This is a genomic window from Empedobacter falsenii (genome assembly GCF_019308355.1).
In the GTDB taxonomy this organism is placed as follows: Bacteria; Bacteroidota; Bacteroidia; order Flavobacteriales; family Weeksellaceae; genus Empedobacter; species Empedobacter falsenii_B.
In genome coordinates, this window is record NZ_JAAGKM010000001.1 from 107,084 (window position 1) to 126,438 (window position 19,355).

Consider the following 19,355-nt stretch of genomic DNA (forward strand, 5'->3'; position numbering starts at 1 on the left):
CTAAATAAATCCTTGACTGTTCTTGTAATGAATGATTAGGAAAATTCCGATCAGAATAGTGAATCCCCACAACGAACTTCCTCCATAACTAAAGAATGGTAGCGGAATACCAACTGTTGGGAAAAGCCCAATTACCATTGCAATATTGATAAAGAAATGGAAAAATAAAATAGAGGCGACTGCATATCCATAAAATCGTGCAAATCTATTTTTTTGATGTTCGGCTAAGAAAAATAATCGTCCAACAAAAATTGCGTAGACAATTACCAAAGCTGTACTTCCTATGAAACCCCACTCCTCTCCAACTGCTGTAAAAATGTAATCGGTTTGTTGTTCTGGTACAAATCGACCTTTTTTGATTGTTCCTTGATTGTATCCTTTTCCATATAATTCGCCCGAACCTATCGCTGTTTTTGCATACAACAAATTATATCCCGAAGTATCGCGGTATTTAGCTTCTCCTTCATACAAAACCATTACACGTTCTTTTTGGTGTTTTGGTAATTTTTCGAAAATAATAGGCGAAATAAAGCTAACCGTACTTGCAAATAATAACAACACAATAGACGCAATAATACTAAAATTCAGAACATTTGCAGCTAATCCAGATTGTGTTTTGAATGGTGAATCATTAATTTCTTTTTGTTCGGTTAATTTTAAAATTAAAACTGGAATAATTGATATAAAGAATCCTATTAAACCAAAGAAAGTTGTATTAAAAAATATCGGTTCTGAGAAAAATAAAGAACGCATTGGAAATAAATGTCCGAAAGATTCTCTTGTTGTTTCTGATAAATCTTCAACCAAATAACAAATTCCAATCAATAATAAAAAGAAAATTGATAAACCGATTAAAACACCATGCATTGCATCAACTACATTCTGATTATAATTGAAAGCTAAAATTAATAAAGCTATTGTAAGAATTATAAATCCAAAAACTAATAAAACGTAAAAAGGAATTTGTACAATCGAAATCAAGAAAATGATTAATAATATGATTGGCGCTAAAATTATCCATGGATTAAGCCCTTCTCTGTATAAAGCAATACTTAATGAACAGAAAATAATTACTGAACCTAAATCGGGTTGAAGAAGGATTAAAACTACTGGTATTGCGATAATCAACAATATTTTTCCTATAAAACCTAAGTCTTTTAGATTTGCATTTGAATGATTGATAAAATTAGCAATCAACAAAGCTGTACCAATCTTTGCAAATTCGGCTGGTTGCAAACTCAGAGGACCAAAACGATACCACGCTTTTGCACCATTAATTTCTTTACCAACAATCAAAACTCCGACGAGCAAAACGAGGGAAATAATGTAAAAAACAGGACTATAAATTTCGAAGAAATTACGGTTGTTTCCGCTCGCAATTATCAAAATCAATATCATCACCATTCCAAGTCCAAACCAAATTAGCTGTTTTACACCTAAATCTGGATTTACACTATACACATTCATAATCCCGAAAGTTACTATCAGAAACCCAAGGATCAGTACGGCCCAATCAATTCCTTTTAGTAATCTGCTTTGGCTCATGTTTTAGTTTTGTTGAATCTTTTTTTAATTTTAAACTATCTATTTTACTTCCGATCGAATCCTTTTTAACAGGTTCTACGTATAATCCTTTTCTTTTCAGATAATCTATCCATTGACGACGATATTCGCCTTGTAGATTACCATTTTTCATACGTTGCACTAACGCAGGACGTTTTATTGTATCTGTTACATACAATTCAGCAATCAAACTCGCCATTGGTCCAGCATAAGTTGTACCCCAAGAACCATTTTCTACAATTGCAGCAATCGCAATTTTTGGTTTATCTGCTGGAGCAAACAATACAAATAATGAGTGATCTTGTCCATGAGAATTTTGAGAAGTTCCGGTTTTACCAAATTGTACAAAAGAACTTGTATCAAAACTACGAGCTGTACCCATTGTAAATACATTACGCATTCCGCGTTGAATGATGTCAAAATGTTTTGGATCAACCAATGTATTTTTTTTCACCATATAAGTGGAATCCGTCAATGGTTTTCCATCAATACTATGTACAATATGCGGTGTATAGAAAAATCCTTTATTAGCAATAATTGCTGTATAATTAGCCATTTGTAGCGGAGTTGTATTAATATCTCCTTGTCCCATACCATTAAAAATAATACGATAAGGATTCCAAACTCCTTCTCCAAAACGATTGTCGTAAAACTCGGCCGTCGGAATAAGACCTTTGCTACCAACAGGTAAATCTGTTCCCATAAATTTTCCTAATCCGAAACTATTCAAAATAGAAGCCCATTCGTTAATTCCTACACTATAATCGTTTGGATCTTTACGAACAATATCTCGGTAAGCCTCTGAAAAAAAGTTATTACACGATTTTCCAATCGCATGTTCTAGACCTTGTGGTGTATAATACATTCCACAGTGACAACCAATATGCATACGTCCATAACGGAAACCATGTTTACAAACATACGTTGTCTTTTCTGTCATCGTTCCCATTTGTAAACCAGCCAAAGCCGTTACCATTTTGAATGTAGAACCAGGAGGATAAGTTCCTTGTAAGGCTCTATCATAAGTTGGACGAGCAATAGAATCGTTGATTAATGCACTTCTCAACTTTGTATTCAAATAATCATTTGGATTAATTGTAGGTGCAGATGCTAAAGCCAAAATTTCACCATTATTAGGATCAAGTGCGACAATTGCCCCACGTTTATTTTGAAGCATTTGTTCTGCCAATTCTTGCAAACGATAATCAATTGTCAAATGAACTGTTTTCCCACTTTTTACAGGTCGATCATAGTCACCGTTTTTATATGGACCAACAACATTCATTGTTCGGTCTACAATCCAGTTTTTTACACCTTTTACTCCACGTAAATCTTTTTCATACGATTTTTCAACTCCGGCAATTCCTACTAAATCTCCAGGTTGATAATAGGTAGAATCTGTTTTGATATAGGATTGATTGGCCTCATTTATATAGCCCAATATATTTCCTGCAGAATTTACCATGTACTTACGTTCAGGACGTTTGATGATACTAAACGCTGGATACAAATACAATTGCTCTTGCATACGAGCAAAATTCTCGCGCGAAATATTCTTTAAAAAAGGATATGGAGATAATTTTTTGTAATCTTTTGCAGTAACAATTTTATCTAAAATAGAATCAAATTGTTGTGTAGAAATTCCAATCATTCTAGAGAATTTAGGCTTATCAAAACCATTCATATATTCTCCATAACTGTCAATTAATTTTCCTGGAATAACATCTAATTCGTACGAATAGGTATTACTCACCAACAATTTTCCGTTTCGATCAAGAATATCACCACGATTGGGATAAATGATCTCTTGTTTGATCGACGTATTAAATGCATTTAATGTATAACGATCTGTAAATAATTGCAAATACGCCAAACGTCCTATAAATAGAAACACTATAAACAGGATGAGTGCATAAACAACCATCAACTTTTTCATACTCCAACTTTATTTTTAAATAAAATTTTATAAATAAAGACAAACACAAAAGTTATTCCCGAATTGATTAATGCTTTTAGCATCAAAGGTCCAATTCCTGATGGTTTAAAATTCTCAAGAAGTAATAAAATAATATGATGTGCAAGAATTAGAATAATTAAATAAAATAACCATTGCGCAAAACTAAAAGAGTTAAACGAGAAAAACTCCATTTCATATTCTTGTTTTCCAGCTAATAATTTGATAATCGGATTTCTGAAAAACGCGATAAGCGTTAATGCAAAAGCGTGAATTCCTCCTGTATATTCAAAAATATCAACCATTAACCCTAAAAGAAAGGACAAGATTAATAAAGCATATTTGTTTTGATAAGGAGGATAAAACAACACAAATACAATATAGATATATGGTTGATAACTTCCTAAGAAATTAATGTGATTAAAGACAAAAACTTGAAGTAAAGCTAAAATTATAATCTTGATAATATTGATTAAAAAATCTTTATTGAACATTCTGCGTGTTTGTTATAGTATCTGATTTCTCTACTTGTTGAATTTCAACTTTATTAAGGTTTGTTACCACATATGCTTGAGCAAGGTTTGCAAAATCCTGTTTTAATCTTACTTGAACTTTCAATTCACCTGTTTCATCTACACCTTTGCTTACCACTTTACCAATCATAATTCCTTCCGGAAAAACCGGCGATTTACCATCCGTTTCAATGATATCTCCTTTTTTGACCTCGATATATTTAGGAATTTCATACAACTGTACAAAACGAGGATCTTTACCATCCCATTTTACTGTTCCGAAATATTGATTTCCTTTGATACGTGCATTGATATTGATATCCTTGTTTAACAACGAAATTGCACGAGAATAATTTTTCCCAGCAAAAGTTACAATACCAATTACACCATTATTTGTAATGATTCCGTCACCTTTTTCTATTCCATCATTTGTTCCTTTATCAATCATCAAAAGGTTTTGCGTTTTGATAATCGAGTTATTTACAATCTCTGCAGGTACAAAAGAATACGTTTGATGATAACCTAAGGTATCCGATTTGTAAAACTTTTTAGTTTTCGCATCTTTAATACCTAAATGCACCAATTGCTCACGCAAAAAGGCATTTTCGTCCATCAAATCTTTATTGGTACTCGGTAAATGAATAAAGTTTGTCACCTTTGCAATTTTATCATCCACATAACCTGTAAACGACGTGCTTGCAGAAGCAAGAATAGTTTCGTGATAAATATTTTTCTTAAAGACAAGAAACAACGCAATTAACTCTAAAAAGACAAAAATTAATAGCATTCCATTTCTTCTAATCGCATTCAGAATATATTGCATTGCTCTTTACTCTTCTATTTCATTAAGAAAGTGAATTTATCAATATTTTTAAGTGCAATACCTGTTCCACGAACAACAGCACGTAAAGGATCATCAGCCAAGAAAACTGGTAAACCTGTTTTTTTAGAAATACGTTGATCTAAACCTCTCAACATAGCTCCACCACCAGCCATATAGATACCAGTGTTGTAAATATCTGCAGCTAATTCTGGAGGAGTTTGAGATAACGTTTCCATTACACCATCTTCGATGCGTAAAATTGATTTGTCCAATGCGCGTGCAATTTCGCGGTAATTTACAGTAATTTCTTTTGGTTTTCCTGTAATCAAATCACGTCCTTGTACTGGCATATCCTCTGGTGCATGCTCTAGTTCTTCTACAGCAGCTCCAACTTCAATTTTAACACGTTCAGCAGTTCTTTCTCCGATATATAAATTATGATGGGTTCTTAAGTAATATGCAATATCATTTGTAAAAACATCACCTGCAATTTTCACAGATTTGTCACAAACAATACCACCTAATGCAACAACGGCAATTTCTGTAGTACCACCACCTATATCAATAATCATGTTACCTTTAGGTTGAGTGATATCAATTCCAACTCCTATCGCAGCAGCCATTGGTTCGTAAATAAGACGAACATCTTTTGCATTAACGCGTGCACAAGAATCTTTTACAGCACGTTTCTCAACTTCTGTAATTCCAGAAGGAATACAAATCACCATTCGTAATGAAGGTGAAAATAACTTCCCTTGAATTCCAGGAATTTTCTTGATGAACTCTGTCAACATGAATTCTGAAGCTTCAAAATCTGCAATTACTCCGTCTTTCAAAGGACGAATTGTTTTTATATCATCATGCGTTTTACCTTGCATGTGTTTTGCTTGTTCTCCAACAGCAATAACTTTATTTGTTCTTCTATGTATAGCGACGATAGATGGACTATCTACTACAACTTTATTATTATGAATAATTAAAGTGTTAGCAGTCCCTAGGTCAATCGCAATTTCTTGCGTGAAAAAATCAAATAATCCCATCGTTGATTATGTCTCAGTATTATTAAAAATGAATGTACAAAAGTATAATAAATTTAGATGATTATAAAAGAGAATTTAATTTTTTAATCATCTAAATATTTTTACTAAAATAGTAAGATTTTAACAATAAAAAAGGGTTAAAAATATTTTAACCCTTTTTTATGATTTTTATTGAATTTGAATATCGTAAGGTAGCCTAACTTGAACACCTTTTTGTTCATTCATCATCTTTATTTCTTTGTAAATTCGGATTCCGTCCGAACCTAATTCTTTTGCAATTGCTGCTTCGGTATTTTTTCCTTGAAGATTATCCATAAATTCTTCGAAAGAATCTTTTCGTTTTGGGTAATTCTCTGTCGAATATTTTTCGATTTTAGCCAATTTAGCGGCTTCTTTTATTGCTGTATCTAAACTTCCGAAATCATCTACCAAACCAATTTGTTTTGCACGAGTTCCAGACCAAACACGTCCTTCACCTATTTTATCAACTTGCTCGTATGTTAATTTTCTATTTGTAGCAACATGATTTACGAATTTTCCATAAATCAATACAATTGATTTTTGCATCGTATTTTTTGCTGTTGGTGATAATGGTGTCGTCAAAGATTTTAACTGATCTGCATTTGCATTCGTTTTTACTTCATCAAAATCTAATCCGAAATTATTGAATAATTTTTGCGCATTTGGTCTCATTCCAAAAACACCAATAGACCCAGTTATTGTATTTGGTTGCGCATAAATTTTGTCAGAAGCTTGCGCAATATAATATCCTCCAGACGCCGCAACATCTCCAAAAGACACAACAATTGGCATTTTCGTTTTCAATTGCATCAATTCATATAAAATTTCTTCTGAAGCATTTGCGCTACCTCCAGGAGAATTTACACGTAAAACTAAAGCTTTGATTTTATCATTTTGACTGATTTTGCGAATCGCATCTACATAAGTTTTTGATTGAATACCATCAAAACCATTTCCTTCAGTAATTGTTCCTGAAGCATACAAAACTGCAATTTTATCTTTTTCAGATTTATTTGATAAGGTCTCAAAATAATCTTCCACTTTTATAGTATGTTTATCAAGAACTTCAAAATCAGTTTTTGATTTTTCTTCTTTCAAACCAAGTTTTGTGAATAACATTTTTTGATATTCATTTTCTTGAGCCAATACATCATAAATCTTGTTTTCTTTTCCTGTTTCTGGAATGAAAGCATACAAACTATCTGTTACTGTAGTGAATTGTTCAGGAGAAATTTTACGTGATTTTGTAATCGAAGTTGAAACATTACCCCAAACATCATTCAATAATTCCGATAATTGCAAACGATTCTCATCAGACATATTTGTTCTCATATAAGGCTCTACAGCACTCTTAAATTGTCCGTGACGAATCACCTGAAAATCTACACCATATTTATCTCCTGCATTTTTGAAGAACATAATATTAGAACTCAAACCTTGTAATAAAGTTCCACCCAAAGGATTTTGATAAATTTTATCAGATACACTACTTATATAATATGACAACTGACTTCCTGAATTAGAATATGAATACACAAATTTTCCAGATTTTTTAAAATCTTCTAACGCATTACGAATATCTGTTGCTTGTGTTGCTCCTCCTGAGAATTTATCTAGTTTTAAACTAATTCCCTTTATTTTATCATCATTTTTTGCTTCTTCAATAGAATGAATAATATCTTGTAAAAAAACATTTGAACTTTCTGACATATCAAAAATAGAAACGGAACGATCCATATCACTTTCCATAATAGGATCTTCAAGTGAAATTTCTAAAACAGATCCTTCCTTCACATTTTTAGATGGTGTGGATAATGCTGAAACAAATATCAAAACGAAAAGTATAATGATAAACACACTAAACGTTAATAGATTTCCTATAATAGTTGAGAAGACTCTCCCGAAAAAGTTTTTCATTTTTAATTTATTATTACTTTTGCACAATATGTCGCAAAATAAAGCCATTTTGTTACTAGGAACAAACTTAGGAAACAAAAAAAACAATTTAGAAATTGCTAAAACCCTTATAAACAAAGAGGTTGGAGAAATAAAAAAAGAGTCAAATATTTTAGAAAATGAGGCGGAAGGTTTTACAACAAATCATTTATTTTTGAATCAGAAAATTGAAATTACTACTCTATTTTCTCCATTTGAACTTTTAAAAAAAATAAAAGAAATCGAAGAAAAAATGGGAAGAACATATTTTCAACCAAAAGAAAATGAAAAATATGTGGATCGGCTAATAGATATTGATATATTATTTTACAATAATCTTTTCATTCATTGTTCCCGATTGAGAATCCCACACCCTCAAAACTATTCAAGAGATTTTATCAAAAGTTTATCTTTTTTTTAAGATATTAATTATTAAATCATTAGTTTTGTAAAATATATTAGCAACGCTTTATATATTATTAGTTATAAAATAATTCTAACCTATGAAAAAACTTTTATATTTATTATTTTTGAGTTCAGTTACCTATACATCTGCTCAAAACAGTCAAAATGACTTAAGTAAAGAAAGAGAGTTCAACAGCTGGTCTGTATCTGTATTTGGAGGAGGAAATCTAATTCAAAATTCAGATTTAGTATCCTTTGATGGAGGATATTTAACACCTGGTTTTGATTTTCAGTTCCAAGTTAATAAACAATTAACTCATGCATTTGGTGTTAGTGCTCAATTTCAATTGGGTGAAACTAGACAAAAGGGAACTATTTATGATAATACTCCTTGGGGAAACGCATATTCTGGGAAAGTTCGAGGAATTACTCAGTATCATGGAGTTTCGTTACTAGCTGACATTAATGCTTCAAATCTTTTAAGAAGAACTGATAGTAAACATGAATTTAAATGGGCTGTACACTTATATGGTGGAGTTGGTATTTTAGGATATAAAGCTAAAAGAAATAATTGGTACGGTTCAGGTAATAACTATGAAGTTGTTACGGATCAAAAAATGGATGAAAAATCAGTTTATTCTCAAGTAGGTGCAGGTTTAAGATATAAATTAAATAGTAAATTTGATTTTGAATTAAGAGCTATGTATGTATTGACTGGTGATGAAGATTTTGATGGTTCAGGAAAACCAGAACCTGGTTACTGGACTGCTGCAGATACTCAACCAGATAGAAACGACAATATGATTACTCTATCTTTCGGTTTACATTATAAAATTGGAAAACATAAAGAAGCAGTACAATGGGTTTCACCTCTTTATAGACAACCACTTGTACCTAATGCATTTGAATGTATTGATGAAGATAATGATGGTGTATGTGATCAATGGGATAAATGTCCTGGAACACCTGAAGGTGTAAAAGTTGATGGAGCTGGTTGTCCATTAGATTCTGATGGTGATGGAATTCCGGACAGTGAAGATAAATGCCCTACAATTCCTGGCCCACCAACAAATGGAGGTTGTCCTGAAAAAGTTGTAAGAATATCTGGAGACGAAGTTGCAACTACAATTAATGCTTACTTAGAAGGTATCGAATTTGACTACGATTCTGATCGTATTAGAGAGCAATCGTATGAAAAATTAAATCATGCGGCAGAAGTATTATTAGCAAATCCTGACTTTAAATTTATGGTTGAAGGTCATACAGATGCTGCTGGAGGTGTTGATTATAACCAAAAATTATCTGAAAGACGTGCTGCTTCTGTTGTTCGTTATCTAGCAAATAAAGGGGTAGATACAACAAAATTATCTTCAGTAGGAAGAGGTAAATCTGATTTGAAATGGGCAGAATGTAATCCTGTTACAAATTGTCCGGCATGGAAAAATTTAGAAAACAGACGAGTTGTCTTCAAAGAAATTAAATAAATATTCCGTATATAATAAAAAAAGAGGTCCGTTTAGAACGGACCTCTTTTTTTATTATATTTTGTTTTTTTATAATTCATCTAATACGATAATTTGATTAGGATTAGATGAAACTTTGTAAAGGAAATATTTTAGCATATTTTTTATTTCATCTGTTTCTTGAATCGGAATTAAAATATTATGAATCTTTTCTAATGATTTTATTTGATGATGAAATTCATAATAACCATATCCTTTAAATTCTCCTTTTTCAACTAAATAAAAAGATTTCTCTGTCCCTTTTCTACCTTTATCAAGTATTAAAAAAGTATCAGATGGATATTCAGTTGTTAGAATAAAATCTTCAATTCTTTTATTATAAACATCTCTTGATTCCTCTTTTATACAGGCTCCATTACATTTATTCACTTTGTATTGAAAACAAGAGTCATCAGACTTAACACCTGCATTTACCTGTTTGCATAAATTATAATCATTAACAATTTTTTCTAGAACCTCCTTTGCACGTTCTTTTGTTTTGAATTTCAAAACAGGTTGCACTTTCCTAACTTTTCCAATTTCTAACCTTGAATAACCTCTTTTAGATGCTAAAAGATATAATCCGAAAGGATAGACTTTATTCTCAACCAATTTTGTATTATACATAGGTTGATTGTTTAAAACTTCACTATTCTCTTTTATCGCTGAAAGAAATCCACTTCCGGTCTCTTCATACTTTATAGAGCGTGTATACCGCTTAAGCTTATTAGCCTTTAATGTTTTAGAAGTGAAAATTTGATTGACAGATCCCGCAATATTATTGCTTCTACTAATATAAATTAATTGCTTTTTGCTATTATATAAATAAAAGACACCTATTGAGTTAGGCAGACCCTCTAAAAGTTTTTGATATTTTGAATGTGCTTTTTTAGGTTGATTTAACCCTGTTTTTTTTATGATAATTTTTTGGGAATCTTTATCTATAAGCATCTTAAATAATGCCACTGTTGCACGAGCATCACCAGAAGCTCTATGACGATCCGTCACAACAATTCCCAAAGATTGACATAGTTTTCCTAAAGAATAAGAAGGCAATCCCGGAATTAGTTTTTCACTATATTCAAAAGTATCTATCCACTCTTTCTGAAAATTATAACCAAGTCGGTTAAACTCTTGTTTCAACATCCGATAATCAAACATGACATTATGTCCAACTAAAATACAATCATCTGTAATCTCAACTATACGTTTTGCTACTTCGTGAAATTTAGGCGCTGTCAACACCATTTTATCTGAAATATGCGTTAACCTTTGTACATATTGATCAATCTTTTTTTCGGGATTAACTAATGATATAAACTGATCGACAATTTCTTTTCCATCATATTTATACACCGCAATCTCTATGATTGACTCTTCCCCCACTTTTCCGCCAGTCGCTTCTATATCTAAAATCGCGTACACGTGCTTATTTTTTTCCTTTTAAAAAATTAGTTAACATTTTCATTCCAAAATCCATCAATTTTCGAGTTGCAGTACGACTTACATCACGCACAACAGGATTATCTGTCCAATTTTTTTCTTTAGGAATACTTCTTGTTGAAGTTGCTTTTGGAACAGGTTTCTCTATATTTTTTTGTTGTTCTAATTTTTGTGATAAAATTTCATTTGCAGATTCACGATCAATATCTGTCGCATATTTTGTCACTAAATCTGAGTTTGAGGTAATCGTATCGATTTCATTTGAAGTCAAGATATCCATTCTCGAATTTGGCGCTCGCATATATGTATAAGCCAAAGGAGTTGGAATACCTTTTTCGTCTAAAGCAGTCACAAAAGCCTCTCCAATCCCTAATTGAGTGATTACTTCACTTGCTTTATAATAGGTAGTTGTCGGATAATTCTCAATTGCTTTTGTTATTTCTTTACGATCTTTCGCAGTAAAACCTCTTAACGCATGTTGAACTTTAAGACCTAATTGACTCAAAACTGCATCAGGAACATCTCCAGGAACTTGCGTTACAAAATATAATCCCACACCTTTTGATCGAATTAATTTTACCATTGTTTCAATTTGATTCAACAAAGCTTTCGTAGCTTCCTTAAAAATCAAATGTGCTTCATCAATAAAAATCACCAATTTCGGTTTATCAGAATCTCCAGATTCAGGGAATTGAGAATAAATTTTATTCAATAAACTCAACATAAAAGTTGAAAATAAATTAGGTTGATTTTGAATATCAATCAAACGAATAATATTTACAATTCCTTTTCCGTCTTTCGTTTTCAATAAATCCTGAACATCAAAACTTGGTTCTCCAAAAAACTTTGTTGCACCTTGCTGTTCTAATGCAACAATTTTGCGCAAAATAGCTCCCAAAGAAGCTGGCGCAATTGTTCCATAATTCGAATTTAATTCAGATTTTCCTTCATCAGAATCTGTCACATATTGCAAAACACGTCGAATATCCTCCAAATCAATCAAAGGTAAATTACGATCTTGACAATATTTGAATATAATTGAAATAATACTTTCTTGTGTTTCATTCAGTTCCAAAATTTTACTGAATAAAATTGGACCAAAATCACTTACAGTTGCACGAAGTTTTGCACCTGGTTCATCAGAAATAGACAAAAACTCGACAGGAGAAGCTTGCGGATCAAAAGGTAAATTAAGCGCCTCCATTCTTTCTTGCGCATTTTTATCTTCCGAATTTGCAGCAGCTCCAATTCCAGATAAGTCTCCTTTGATATCCATCAACAAAGTTGGAACACCTTTCAGAGAAAGTTGCTCGGCGATAATCTGCAAAGATTTTGTTTTCCCTGTTCCAGTTGCTCCACCAATCAATCCGTGACGATTCATTGTTTTTAATGCTACTGAAATTTCAACTTCTTCTACAATTTCGCCATCTAATTTGGCTTTGCCTAAAATTATTTTATCGTTTTTAAAAGAATAACGACTTTGTATCTCTTGAATAAAGCTTTCTTTCTGGTTCATTTTGATTGATTATTGAATAAATATAGAAAAAATTTATTCTGAAATTTTATATTTTACAGCTACTGGATAATGATCCGAGAATTTTTTTCGAATAACATGTGCCTCAATAGGTTTAAATAATTTAGAATGAAATAAATAATCAATTCTAATTGGAAATTTAAATCCATGAAAAGTTGTCGCATTTCCTTTTCCAACTTCTATATAAGAATCGTGAAGATATTTTTTTAACTTCTCATATTCGTAAGAAACTGGAGTCGAATTAAGATCCGTTCCCAAAATAACAGGATGGCGCGAAGATGTGATATATGGAATAATTGCTTCTAACTGTTTTTGATGTTTTTGCATTCCTTGCACCAATTTTAACTCAACTTTTCGACTCGAAATTTCGGCAGTTCTCGAATCATCGGATTGAATAATTTCTTTTACCATCGCTTTATCAATGTACATTGGTTCAAGATAAACATTAATTACACGAATCGTATCATTCCCTAAATCGATATCTGCATATGCGGCAAGACCATTCAATTCATCATTATCATCAGGCGTTATTTTTTTGGTTTGAATAATAGGATATTTACTATAAATTGTCAATAAACCATAAAATTCTGAATAGTAATTTTTGAATTCTTTATTTTTTAGACTTTTCTGTTGACCTTCATACGCTTCTTGAAGCAGCATAATATCTGCCTTATTCTTAATCAAAAGTTCTTTTGTTCCTTCTTCTTTAAAACCATGTACATTATATGTCAATACAGATAAATCAGCTTTTTTATCTTTAACTTTATTGAATTGTACAATTGGATATGAAAGATAAATTGGGTAAAATAATCCGGCTGAAAGAACTAAAATTAACAAAAAGTGTCGCCAGCTAAACAGTAACCAATACAGTAAAAACATTGCTCCAAATGCAAATAATATTGGAAAACCAATCGAAATAAAGTTAAAATATGGAATTTCTGTAGGCGTAAAAATTTTATTTAAATAGACACAATAAGCCACTAACAAAAAAACGATATTAATTGTTAGTACTAAACGATTGAAATAATTTAGTTTAAACTTACTGATTATACTCATTTTACCTACCTTCTCTAAACAGAAAGTCTTTTTCTTCTTTGGACAAACTCTCGTAACCTGAACGAGAAATCTTATCTAAAATTACATCAATTTTCTTTTGTTTTTCAACTTTTTGATGATTAAAATCGTAATCATCTTTCGGAACATTTGATCGCGAAGAAGTTGAAGAAATATTTTTATATGTTTTGAAAGTTGATTTCTCTTTTTTCTTAAATAACTCCTCTATTTTGAAAATAAAGTTACCTAAAAAATCATTTCCTCTCTCAAATTGTTTCATATAAAGATAACCAAAAATAGCACCTCCCAAATGCGAAATACTTCCGCCTGCATTTTGATTAGCAATAATATTATACACATCGAATGCGATAAATACATAACCAACATACAACAATGGAAATGAAGTTGGAATCAACAACAAACGAACGGGCATTTTCGGATTATACGAAATCATAGCAAAAAAAACTGCGTAAACCGCTGCCGAAGCACCAACTAATAAATGTGAATAATTGAAAACGTTCTGAAACAATAAAAAGAAAATTCCGCCAGCGATCCCTCCAAAAATATAGAATGTAACTAAATTTCGGTTTTGAAATTGTTGCAAAAACATTTGTCCAACAAAATACAACAAAACCATATTCATTATCAAATGAAAAAGATTGCCATGTAACCAAGAATATGTTAGGATTTGCCAAGGTCTTACAATCAAATCATCGAAAGATGACAAAGCAAACAAACCAGTTGTTGTAATCGTAGAATTTACTATCGTTCGAAGAACAAAATCAACAATTAACAATGTAAAAAACACCACAACGTTAATGTAAATCAACTTTGTTGCACTATTTCCTGATGAATATTTTAATTTTAAATCGTCTAAGATATTATTTGCCATTTTTTAATTCCATCTATATAAATTCTTTTTCCAATGTCTTGTTAACAAGAAGCCAATCAATCCACCTCCTAAATGTGCAAAGTGAGCTACATTTCCAATGTTTTGATATCCCATATAAAACTCAATTAATACCATAATTGGAATAAAATATTTTGCTTTTACAGGAACTGGGAAAAAGATTAACATTAATTTTTCATCTGGATATAATACTGCGAATGCTAACAATAAACCATATATAGCTCCAGAAGCACCAACCATTGGTGTTACATAATTTGTCAAAAGTTCTGATGCAGCTTGGTTAGTTTGAATAATTGAATTGGTATGATACCCACCTTGCATATTCAATTTTGCAGCTTCATAAATTTGACTAAAACCTATTCTTTTCGCCTGAACTGCTTCTTTTAGCTGCTCTATTTGAAAGTAATTAACTGCATTAAACAATATAAAACCGCCTAAACCAGCTAACAAATAAAGCGTCAAGAATTTCTTTGGCCCAAAGGTTTGCTCTACAACAGAGCCAAACATCCACAACGCAAACATATTAAACAATATATGTGTAAAATCTGCATGCATAAACATATGCGTCAAAATTTGCCAAAATTTGAAGTTGGGGGACTCAGGATAAAAAGCACCTAAAATCACTCTCAAATCGATTTGCCTAGTCTGCATAAAAACAAAAGTCGCTAGAAAGAACAAACCGTTTATAATAAGTAAATTCTTTGTAATCGGTGGTATAGATTGTCTCATTCGTTTATTGTAATGTTTTTTTGATATCAGCCGTATTCATCTGCACAAAAATTGGGCGTCCGTATGGCGTATAATTCGGATTTGGTAGTCTTAACAATTCTTCAACCAAAGTTTGCATTTGTTCAGATTTTAATGAAACTCCTTTTTTAACAGCCGCATTTTTTGCTAAAATTTTTGCAAACGTATTTTCTAATTCAATTGATTCTTGGTATTCTAATTCCTCGATAAAATCCATAAAAACAGACACTACATCCTCTTGTTGCACATCAACAGGAATCGCATTAATCTGTATTGCTTCTTCATCCAACGAAATATCAAAACCAAAACTCAACAATTGATGCTCTACATTGATTAATTTCTGACGATCATTTGGCGAAAGTTCCAACTCAATCGGGAAAAGCATTTGTTGTACCAAAGCACTTCCATTATTTGAATGTATAAATTTTTCGAATAATATTTTTTGATGCGCGCGATGTTGATCGATGATTAACAATTCGCCACGATATTCAACAACCAAATATTGATTCATCCATTGAATTACTTCAAAACTATCATGAAAATCTTCAGATTCAAATAATTGATGCGCATGATTATTTTCGATTTCTAACTCAACAGCATCTTTATAAAAATCCATATTCGCACGAATATCAGACGGTTTCGGCGCTCTTGTTTGTTGATGCTCGAAAGGGTTAAAACTAGAATCAACCGTAATTTCTGGCATTTTAATTTCTGTATCTTCCGTCGCAGATGGAATAAATGCCCAGTTTGGATCTTGTTCAAAATCCAACGAAGGAATTACATTAAATTGTCCCAAAGCGTGTTTTACAGCAGCTCTAAGAATAGTAAAAATCAATGCTTCATCCTCAAATTTAATTTCTGTTTTAGTTGGATGAATGTTAATATCAATTTTTGACGGATCAATTTCTAAATACAAAAAATAAGAAGGACTATACCCCGTTGGCAACAAACTCTCAAAAGCATCTACGATTGCATTATGCAAATATCCACTACGAATAAAGCGATTATTCACAAAGAAAAATTGTTCGCCACGCGATTTTTTTGCAGCATCTGGTTTCCCCACAAAACCTTTCACTTTTACAATTTCTGTATCTTCTTCAACGGATATAATTTGTGAACTTAATTTTTTTCCGAAAATTTGAGCAATACGTTGTTTCAGATTTCCGGCTTTCAAATGATAAACCTCTGCATCATTGTGATGTAAAAAGAAACTAATGTTTTCGTGCGCCATCGAAACACGTTGAAACTCATCTTGAATATGACGAAATTCAACCTGATTAGATTTTAAGAAATTACGACGAGCAGGCACATTATAGAAAAGATTTTTGACCGAAATAGACGTTCCAACTGGACAAACAACAGGATCTTGATTGCGAACTTCTCCACCTTCAATCACCAATTGCGAACCAACCTCATCCTCTTCTCGACATGTTTTCGTTTCTACTTGCGCAACAGCTGCAATCGACGCTAAAGCCTCTCCACGAAAACCTTTTGTATGAATATTATAAATATCCTCTGTCTTTCTTATTTTTGAAGTTGCGTGACGTTCAAAAGCCATTCGAACATCTGTCACACTCATTCCCGAACCATTATCAATCACTTGAATCAAGCTTCTGCCAGCATCTTTTACAATTACCTGAATAGAAGTTGCACCAGAATCCACCGCATTTTCAATCAATTCTTTTATCACAGAAGCTGGTCGTTGTACAACTTCTCCTGCGGCAATTTGATTGGCTACATGATCTGGCAGTAATTGAATAATATCGTTCATATTTTCGTATAAATTGATTTAATTTTGACTATTTTTTTAATCAAACTTTACAAATATACAAACAAATCTCTCTTTTGACCTTATTCTCTATAAGTGAAACTTATCAACAATTGTTGATGTTTTAAGTTTTAACTTTTGAATAATAAATTCATAATTTTTAACAATAAAAAAGGTAGACAAATGCCTCTACCTATTTTTTTATATTTCATTGATATTGTTCTAATTCATCTTTTAAGTCCCTAGCGAATTCTTCTAAACTAACGACAAAACCAGTTTTATCTGTAGGAAAAACATTTATCAATAAATTATTTTCATCAATATAATAGAAAAGAGTTTCTTCGAAATCATCTAAAGTCAATTTCAATATTTTGCAATTTTCCCAACCATCATTTTTTGTTAATTCAGCAAATTCTTTCGCTGACCAAATTGGAAATATTTTTTTATCATTAATTATAGAAATAGCATAATTACCATCAGGAAAAATCATTATATAAGCAGTTTCCCCGTCAGCAATTTTTCGAATAAATATTGATAGCGCTCAAAATGATTTAACTTTAATATATTTTCCATTTCTTTTGGATGCATGTTAATTCTCTTTCAAAACAGCTTTCATTTCATCAAATTCTTTGTCAATTTCTTTATTAGGTTTTTGAGTCATTAACGAAACGACATAAATTGCGATAACCGAAGATAAAAACCCAGGTATCATTTCATACCAATCTTTGTAATCGTGATTTACATAAACCCAAGCTAAGACAACAATTCCTCCTGTTAACATACCTGCTAAAGCTCCTTGCCAAGAAGTTTTTTTCCAAAAAAGAGAGAAAACGATTACTGGTCCAAATGCAGATCCAAATCCTGCCCAAGCATTTCCAACTAAATTTAGAATAGAATCTTTTGGTGTTAATGACAACAACACCGCGATTAATGCTACAATTAAAACCGATAAACGACTTGCTGTTAATAACTGTTTTGGTGTTGCTTTTTTGTTCAAAAATGCTTTGTAAATATCTTCTGTTAACGAACTTGATGTTACTAATAATTGTGAAGAAATTGTACTCATTACAGCTGCTAAAATTGCTGATAATAAAAATCCACCAACTAATGGATGAAACAAAACACGTGAAAAATAAATAAAAATCGTTTCTGCTTCTGTTTTAGACCCATCAAATTTTAACATTGTTGTTTGATCAAATTTCATTAAATATGCGATACCAACTAAACCAACTAAAAGTGCTCCACCTACTGTAAAAATCATCCATGTAATTCCAATATCTTTAGCTTTCGCTAAATCTTTCGGGTTTCCAATCGCCATAAAACGTACTAAAATATGGGGCTGACCACAATATCCTAACCCCCAAGCCATCAAGGATAATATACTAACTGTTGTTGTACCTTTAAATAAATCTAAATATTTATCGCCTTTATCATTAATCAACGAAAAGGTTTCACCAACTCCACCAATTTCAGAAATTGCTACAATCGGAACAATAACCAAAGCCAAAACCATAATCGTCCCTTGTACGAAATCAGTTAAACTTACCGCTAAAAAACCACCTAAAAAAGTGTATAATACAACTACAAAACTTGTCATCCAAAGTCCAGTCATATAATCTAATCCAAAAGCAGATTCAAACAATTTGCCTCCAGAAACCATTCCAGCAGAAGTATATAATGTAAAAAATATTAAGATTAATATTGAAGAAACAATTCTTAATAAACGCGATTTATCTTTGAAACGATTTTCAAAAAATACGGGTAGTGTAATCGAATTTTGAGCGATTTCTGTATAGATTCGTAATCGTGGTGCGACAAAAATATAGTTCAAAAAACATCCTGTTGTCAATCCAATTGCAATCCAAGCACTCGACAAACCTGTAAAATACATTGCTCCAGGAACTCCCATTAACAACCAACCACTCATATCAGCAGCACCAGCAGAAAGCGCCGTTACAGCTGCTCCCATTTTCCTTCCTCCGATCAAAAAATCTTCTGAGTTACTTGTTGATTTTCGGTAAGAATAAATCCCGATTCCAATCATCAGAGCCATATATGCACGAATAGAAATGTATTCGTAAATGTTCATGTGTTTTAATTTTTGTCGAAAATATAATTTTTCATCCACAAAAATTGTACGAACTT

The 19,355-nt window shown here is 31.8% G+C and carries 16 protein-coding genes; 2 read left to right on the top strand and 14 right to left on the bottom strand.

Going from position 1 to position 19,355, the window contains the following annotated elements; genetic code table 11:
* The 6 genes from rodA to sppA all read right to left on the bottom strand — a co-directional run bounded on the left by rodA (position 1) and on the right by sppA (position 7,830).
* The gene (gene rodA / locus G0Q09_RS00580) at positions 1-1,545 is read right to left on the bottom strand and encodes a rod shape-determining protein RodA (protein WP_125348714.1); all 1,545 of its coding nucleotides are present in this window, start codon (positions 1,543-1,545) and stop codon (positions 1-3) included.
* Positions 1,514-3,499, bottom strand: a complete 1,986-nt coding sequence (locus G0Q09_RS00585) for a peptidoglycan D,D-transpeptidase FtsI family protein (protein ID WP_219033631.1) — start codon at positions 3,497-3,499, stop codon at positions 1,514-1,516. Before G0Q09_RS00585 ends, rodA begins: the two co-directional genes overlap by 32 nt.
* The gene (gene mreD, locus G0Q09_RS00590) at positions 3,496-4,011 is read right to left on the bottom strand and encodes a rod shape-determining protein MreD (protein ID WP_219033632.1); all 516 of its coding nucleotides are present in this window, start codon (positions 4,009-4,011) and stop codon (positions 3,496-3,498) included. Before mreD ends, G0Q09_RS00585 begins: the two co-directional genes overlap by 4 nt.
* Complete coding sequence (gene mreC, locus G0Q09_RS00595; RefSeq protein ID WP_219033633.1) at positions 4,001-4,852, bottom strand: rod shape-determining protein MreC; 852 nt, start codon at positions 4,850-4,852, stop codon at positions 4,001-4,003. Before mreC ends, mreD begins: the two co-directional genes overlap by 11 nt.
* A gap of 14 nt (positions 4,853-4,866) precedes the next feature.
* Positions 4,867-5,892 (bottom strand): rod shape-determining protein, encoded by a 1,026-nt coding sequence (locus G0Q09_RS00600; protein ID WP_019975837.1) that lies wholly within the window; start codon positions 5,890-5,892, stop codon positions 4,867-4,869.
* A gap of 168 nt (positions 5,893-6,060) precedes the next feature.
* Complete coding sequence (gene sppA / locus G0Q09_RS00605) at positions 6,061-7,830, bottom strand: signal peptide peptidase SppA (RefSeq protein WP_219033634.1); 1,770 nt, start codon at positions 7,828-7,830, stop codon at positions 6,061-6,063.
* A 28-nt stretch (positions 7,831-7,858) separates the two neighbouring features.
* On the opposite strand from sppA, the gene folK reads away from it, so the two are divergent.
* Positions 7,859-8,269, top strand: a complete 411-nt coding sequence (gene folK / locus G0Q09_RS00610) for a 2-amino-4-hydroxy-6-hydroxymethyldihydropteridine diphosphokinase (RefSeq protein ID WP_019975839.1) — start codon at positions 7,859-7,861, stop codon at positions 8,267-8,269.
* 82 nt (positions 8,270-8,351) lie between these two features.
* Positions 8,352-9,737, top strand: a complete 1,386-nt coding sequence (locus G0Q09_RS15120) for an OmpA family protein (RefSeq protein ID WP_219033635.1) — start codon at positions 8,352-8,354, stop codon at positions 9,735-9,737.
* A 69-nt stretch (positions 9,738-9,806) separates the two neighbouring features.
* On the opposite strand, the gene G0Q09_RS00620 is transcribed toward G0Q09_RS15120, so the two are convergent.
* The 8 genes from G0Q09_RS00620 to putP all read right to left on the bottom strand — a co-directional run bounded on the left by G0Q09_RS00620 (position 9,807) and on the right by putP (position 19,299).
* On the bottom strand, positions 9,807-11,180 hold the full coding sequence (locus G0Q09_RS00620; protein WP_219033636.1) for an exonuclease domain-containing protein: 1,374 nt from the start codon (positions 11,178-11,180) through the stop codon (positions 9,807-9,809).
* A 4-nt stretch (positions 11,181-11,184) separates the two neighbouring features.
* Entirely contained in the window at positions 11,185-12,714 is a 1,530-nt protein-coding gene (locus tag G0Q09_RS00625; protein WP_125348700.1) for a helicase HerA-like domain-containing protein, read from the bottom strand.
* Positions 12,715-12,747: 33 nt separating this feature from the next.
* The gene (locus G0Q09_RS00630; protein WP_257467980.1) at positions 12,748-13,788 is read right to left on the bottom strand and encodes an endonuclease/exonuclease/phosphatase family protein; all 1,041 of its coding nucleotides are present in this window, start codon (positions 13,786-13,788) and stop codon (positions 12,748-12,750) included.
* Between the two features lies 1 nt (position 13,789).
* Positions 13,790-14,677 carry a rhomboid family intramembrane serine protease gene (locus G0Q09_RS00635; protein WP_219033637.1) on the bottom strand — a complete coding sequence of 296 codons (888 nt, stop codon included), beginning with the start codon at positions 14,675-14,677 and terminating at the stop codon, positions 13,790-13,792.
* Positions 14,678-14,680: 3 nt separating this feature from the next.
* Entirely contained in the window at positions 14,681-15,424 is a 744-nt protein-coding gene (locus G0Q09_RS00640; RefSeq protein ID WP_219033638.1) for a rhomboid family intramembrane serine protease, read from the bottom strand.
* Positions 15,425-15,428: 4 nt separating this feature from the next.
* Positions 15,429-17,213, bottom strand: coding sequence for a DNA mismatch repair endonuclease MutL (gene mutL / locus G0Q09_RS00645; RefSeq protein WP_219033639.1), 1,785 nt, complete (start codon positions 17,211-17,213; stop codon positions 15,429-15,431).
* Between the two features lie 205 nt (positions 17,214-17,418).
* Positions 17,419-17,700, bottom strand: a complete 282-nt coding sequence (locus G0Q09_RS00650) for a DUF2750 domain-containing protein (protein WP_219033741.1) — start codon at positions 17,698-17,700, stop codon at positions 17,419-17,421.
* A gap of 99 nt (positions 17,701-17,799) precedes the next feature.
* Complete coding sequence (gene putP, locus G0Q09_RS00655) at positions 17,800-19,299, bottom strand: sodium/proline symporter PutP (RefSeq protein WP_219033640.1); 1,500 nt, start codon at positions 19,297-19,299, stop codon at positions 17,800-17,802.
* Positions 19,300-19,355: the final 56 nt, after the last annotated feature.

Coding starts and splice junctions, on each gene's coding strand:
- G0Q09_RS00650 (WP_219033741.1), bottom strand. CDS start 17,700: ATGATTTTTCCTGATGGTAATTATGCTATTTCTATAATTAATGATAAA.
- G0Q09_RS00640 (WP_219033638.1), bottom strand. CDS start 15,424: ATGAGACAATCTATACCACCGATTACAAAGAATTTACTTATTATAAAC.
- G0Q09_RS00625 (WP_125348700.1), bottom strand. CDS start 12,714: ATGAACCAGAAAGAAAGCTTTATTCAAGAGATACAAAGTCGTTATTCT.
- mreD (WP_219033632.1), bottom strand. CDS start 4,011: ATGTTCAATAAAGATTTTTTAATCAATATTATCAAGATTATAATTTTA.
- mutL (WP_219033639.1), bottom strand. CDS start 17,213: ATGAACGATATTATTCAATTACTGCCAGATCATGTAGCCAATCAAATT.
- rodA (WP_125348714.1), bottom strand. CDS start 1,545: ATGAGCCAAAGCAGATTACTAAAAGGAATTGATTGGGCCGTACTGATC.
- G0Q09_RS15120 (WP_219033635.1), top strand. CDS start 8,352: ATGAAAAAACTTTTATATTTATTATTTTTGAGTTCAGTTACCTATACA.
- sppA (WP_219033634.1), bottom strand. CDS start 7,830: ATGAAAAACTTTTTCGGGAGAGTCTTCTCAACTATTATAGGAAATCTA.
- G0Q09_RS00600 (WP_019975837.1), bottom strand. CDS start 5,892: ATGGGATTATTTGATTTTTTCACGCAAGAAATTGCGATTGACCTAGGG.
- mreC (WP_219033633.1), bottom strand. CDS start 4,852: ATGCAATATATTCTGAATGCGATTAGAAGAAATGGAATGCTATTAATT.
- putP (WP_219033640.1), bottom strand. CDS start 19,299: ATGAACATTTACGAATACATTTCTATTCGTGCATATATGGCTCTGATG.
- G0Q09_RS00635 (WP_219033637.1), bottom strand. CDS start 14,677: ATGGCAAATAATATCTTAGACGATTTAAAATTAAAATATTCATCAGGA.
- folK (WP_019975839.1), top strand. CDS start 7,859: ATGTCGCAAAATAAAGCCATTTTGTTACTAGGAACAAACTTAGGAAAC.
- G0Q09_RS00585 (WP_219033631.1), bottom strand. CDS start 3,499: ATGAAAAAGTTGATGGTTGTTTATGCACTCATCCTGTTTATAGTGTTT.
- G0Q09_RS00630 (WP_257467980.1), bottom strand. CDS start 13,788: ATGAGTATAATCAGTAAGTTTAAACTAAATTATTTCAATCGTTTAGTA.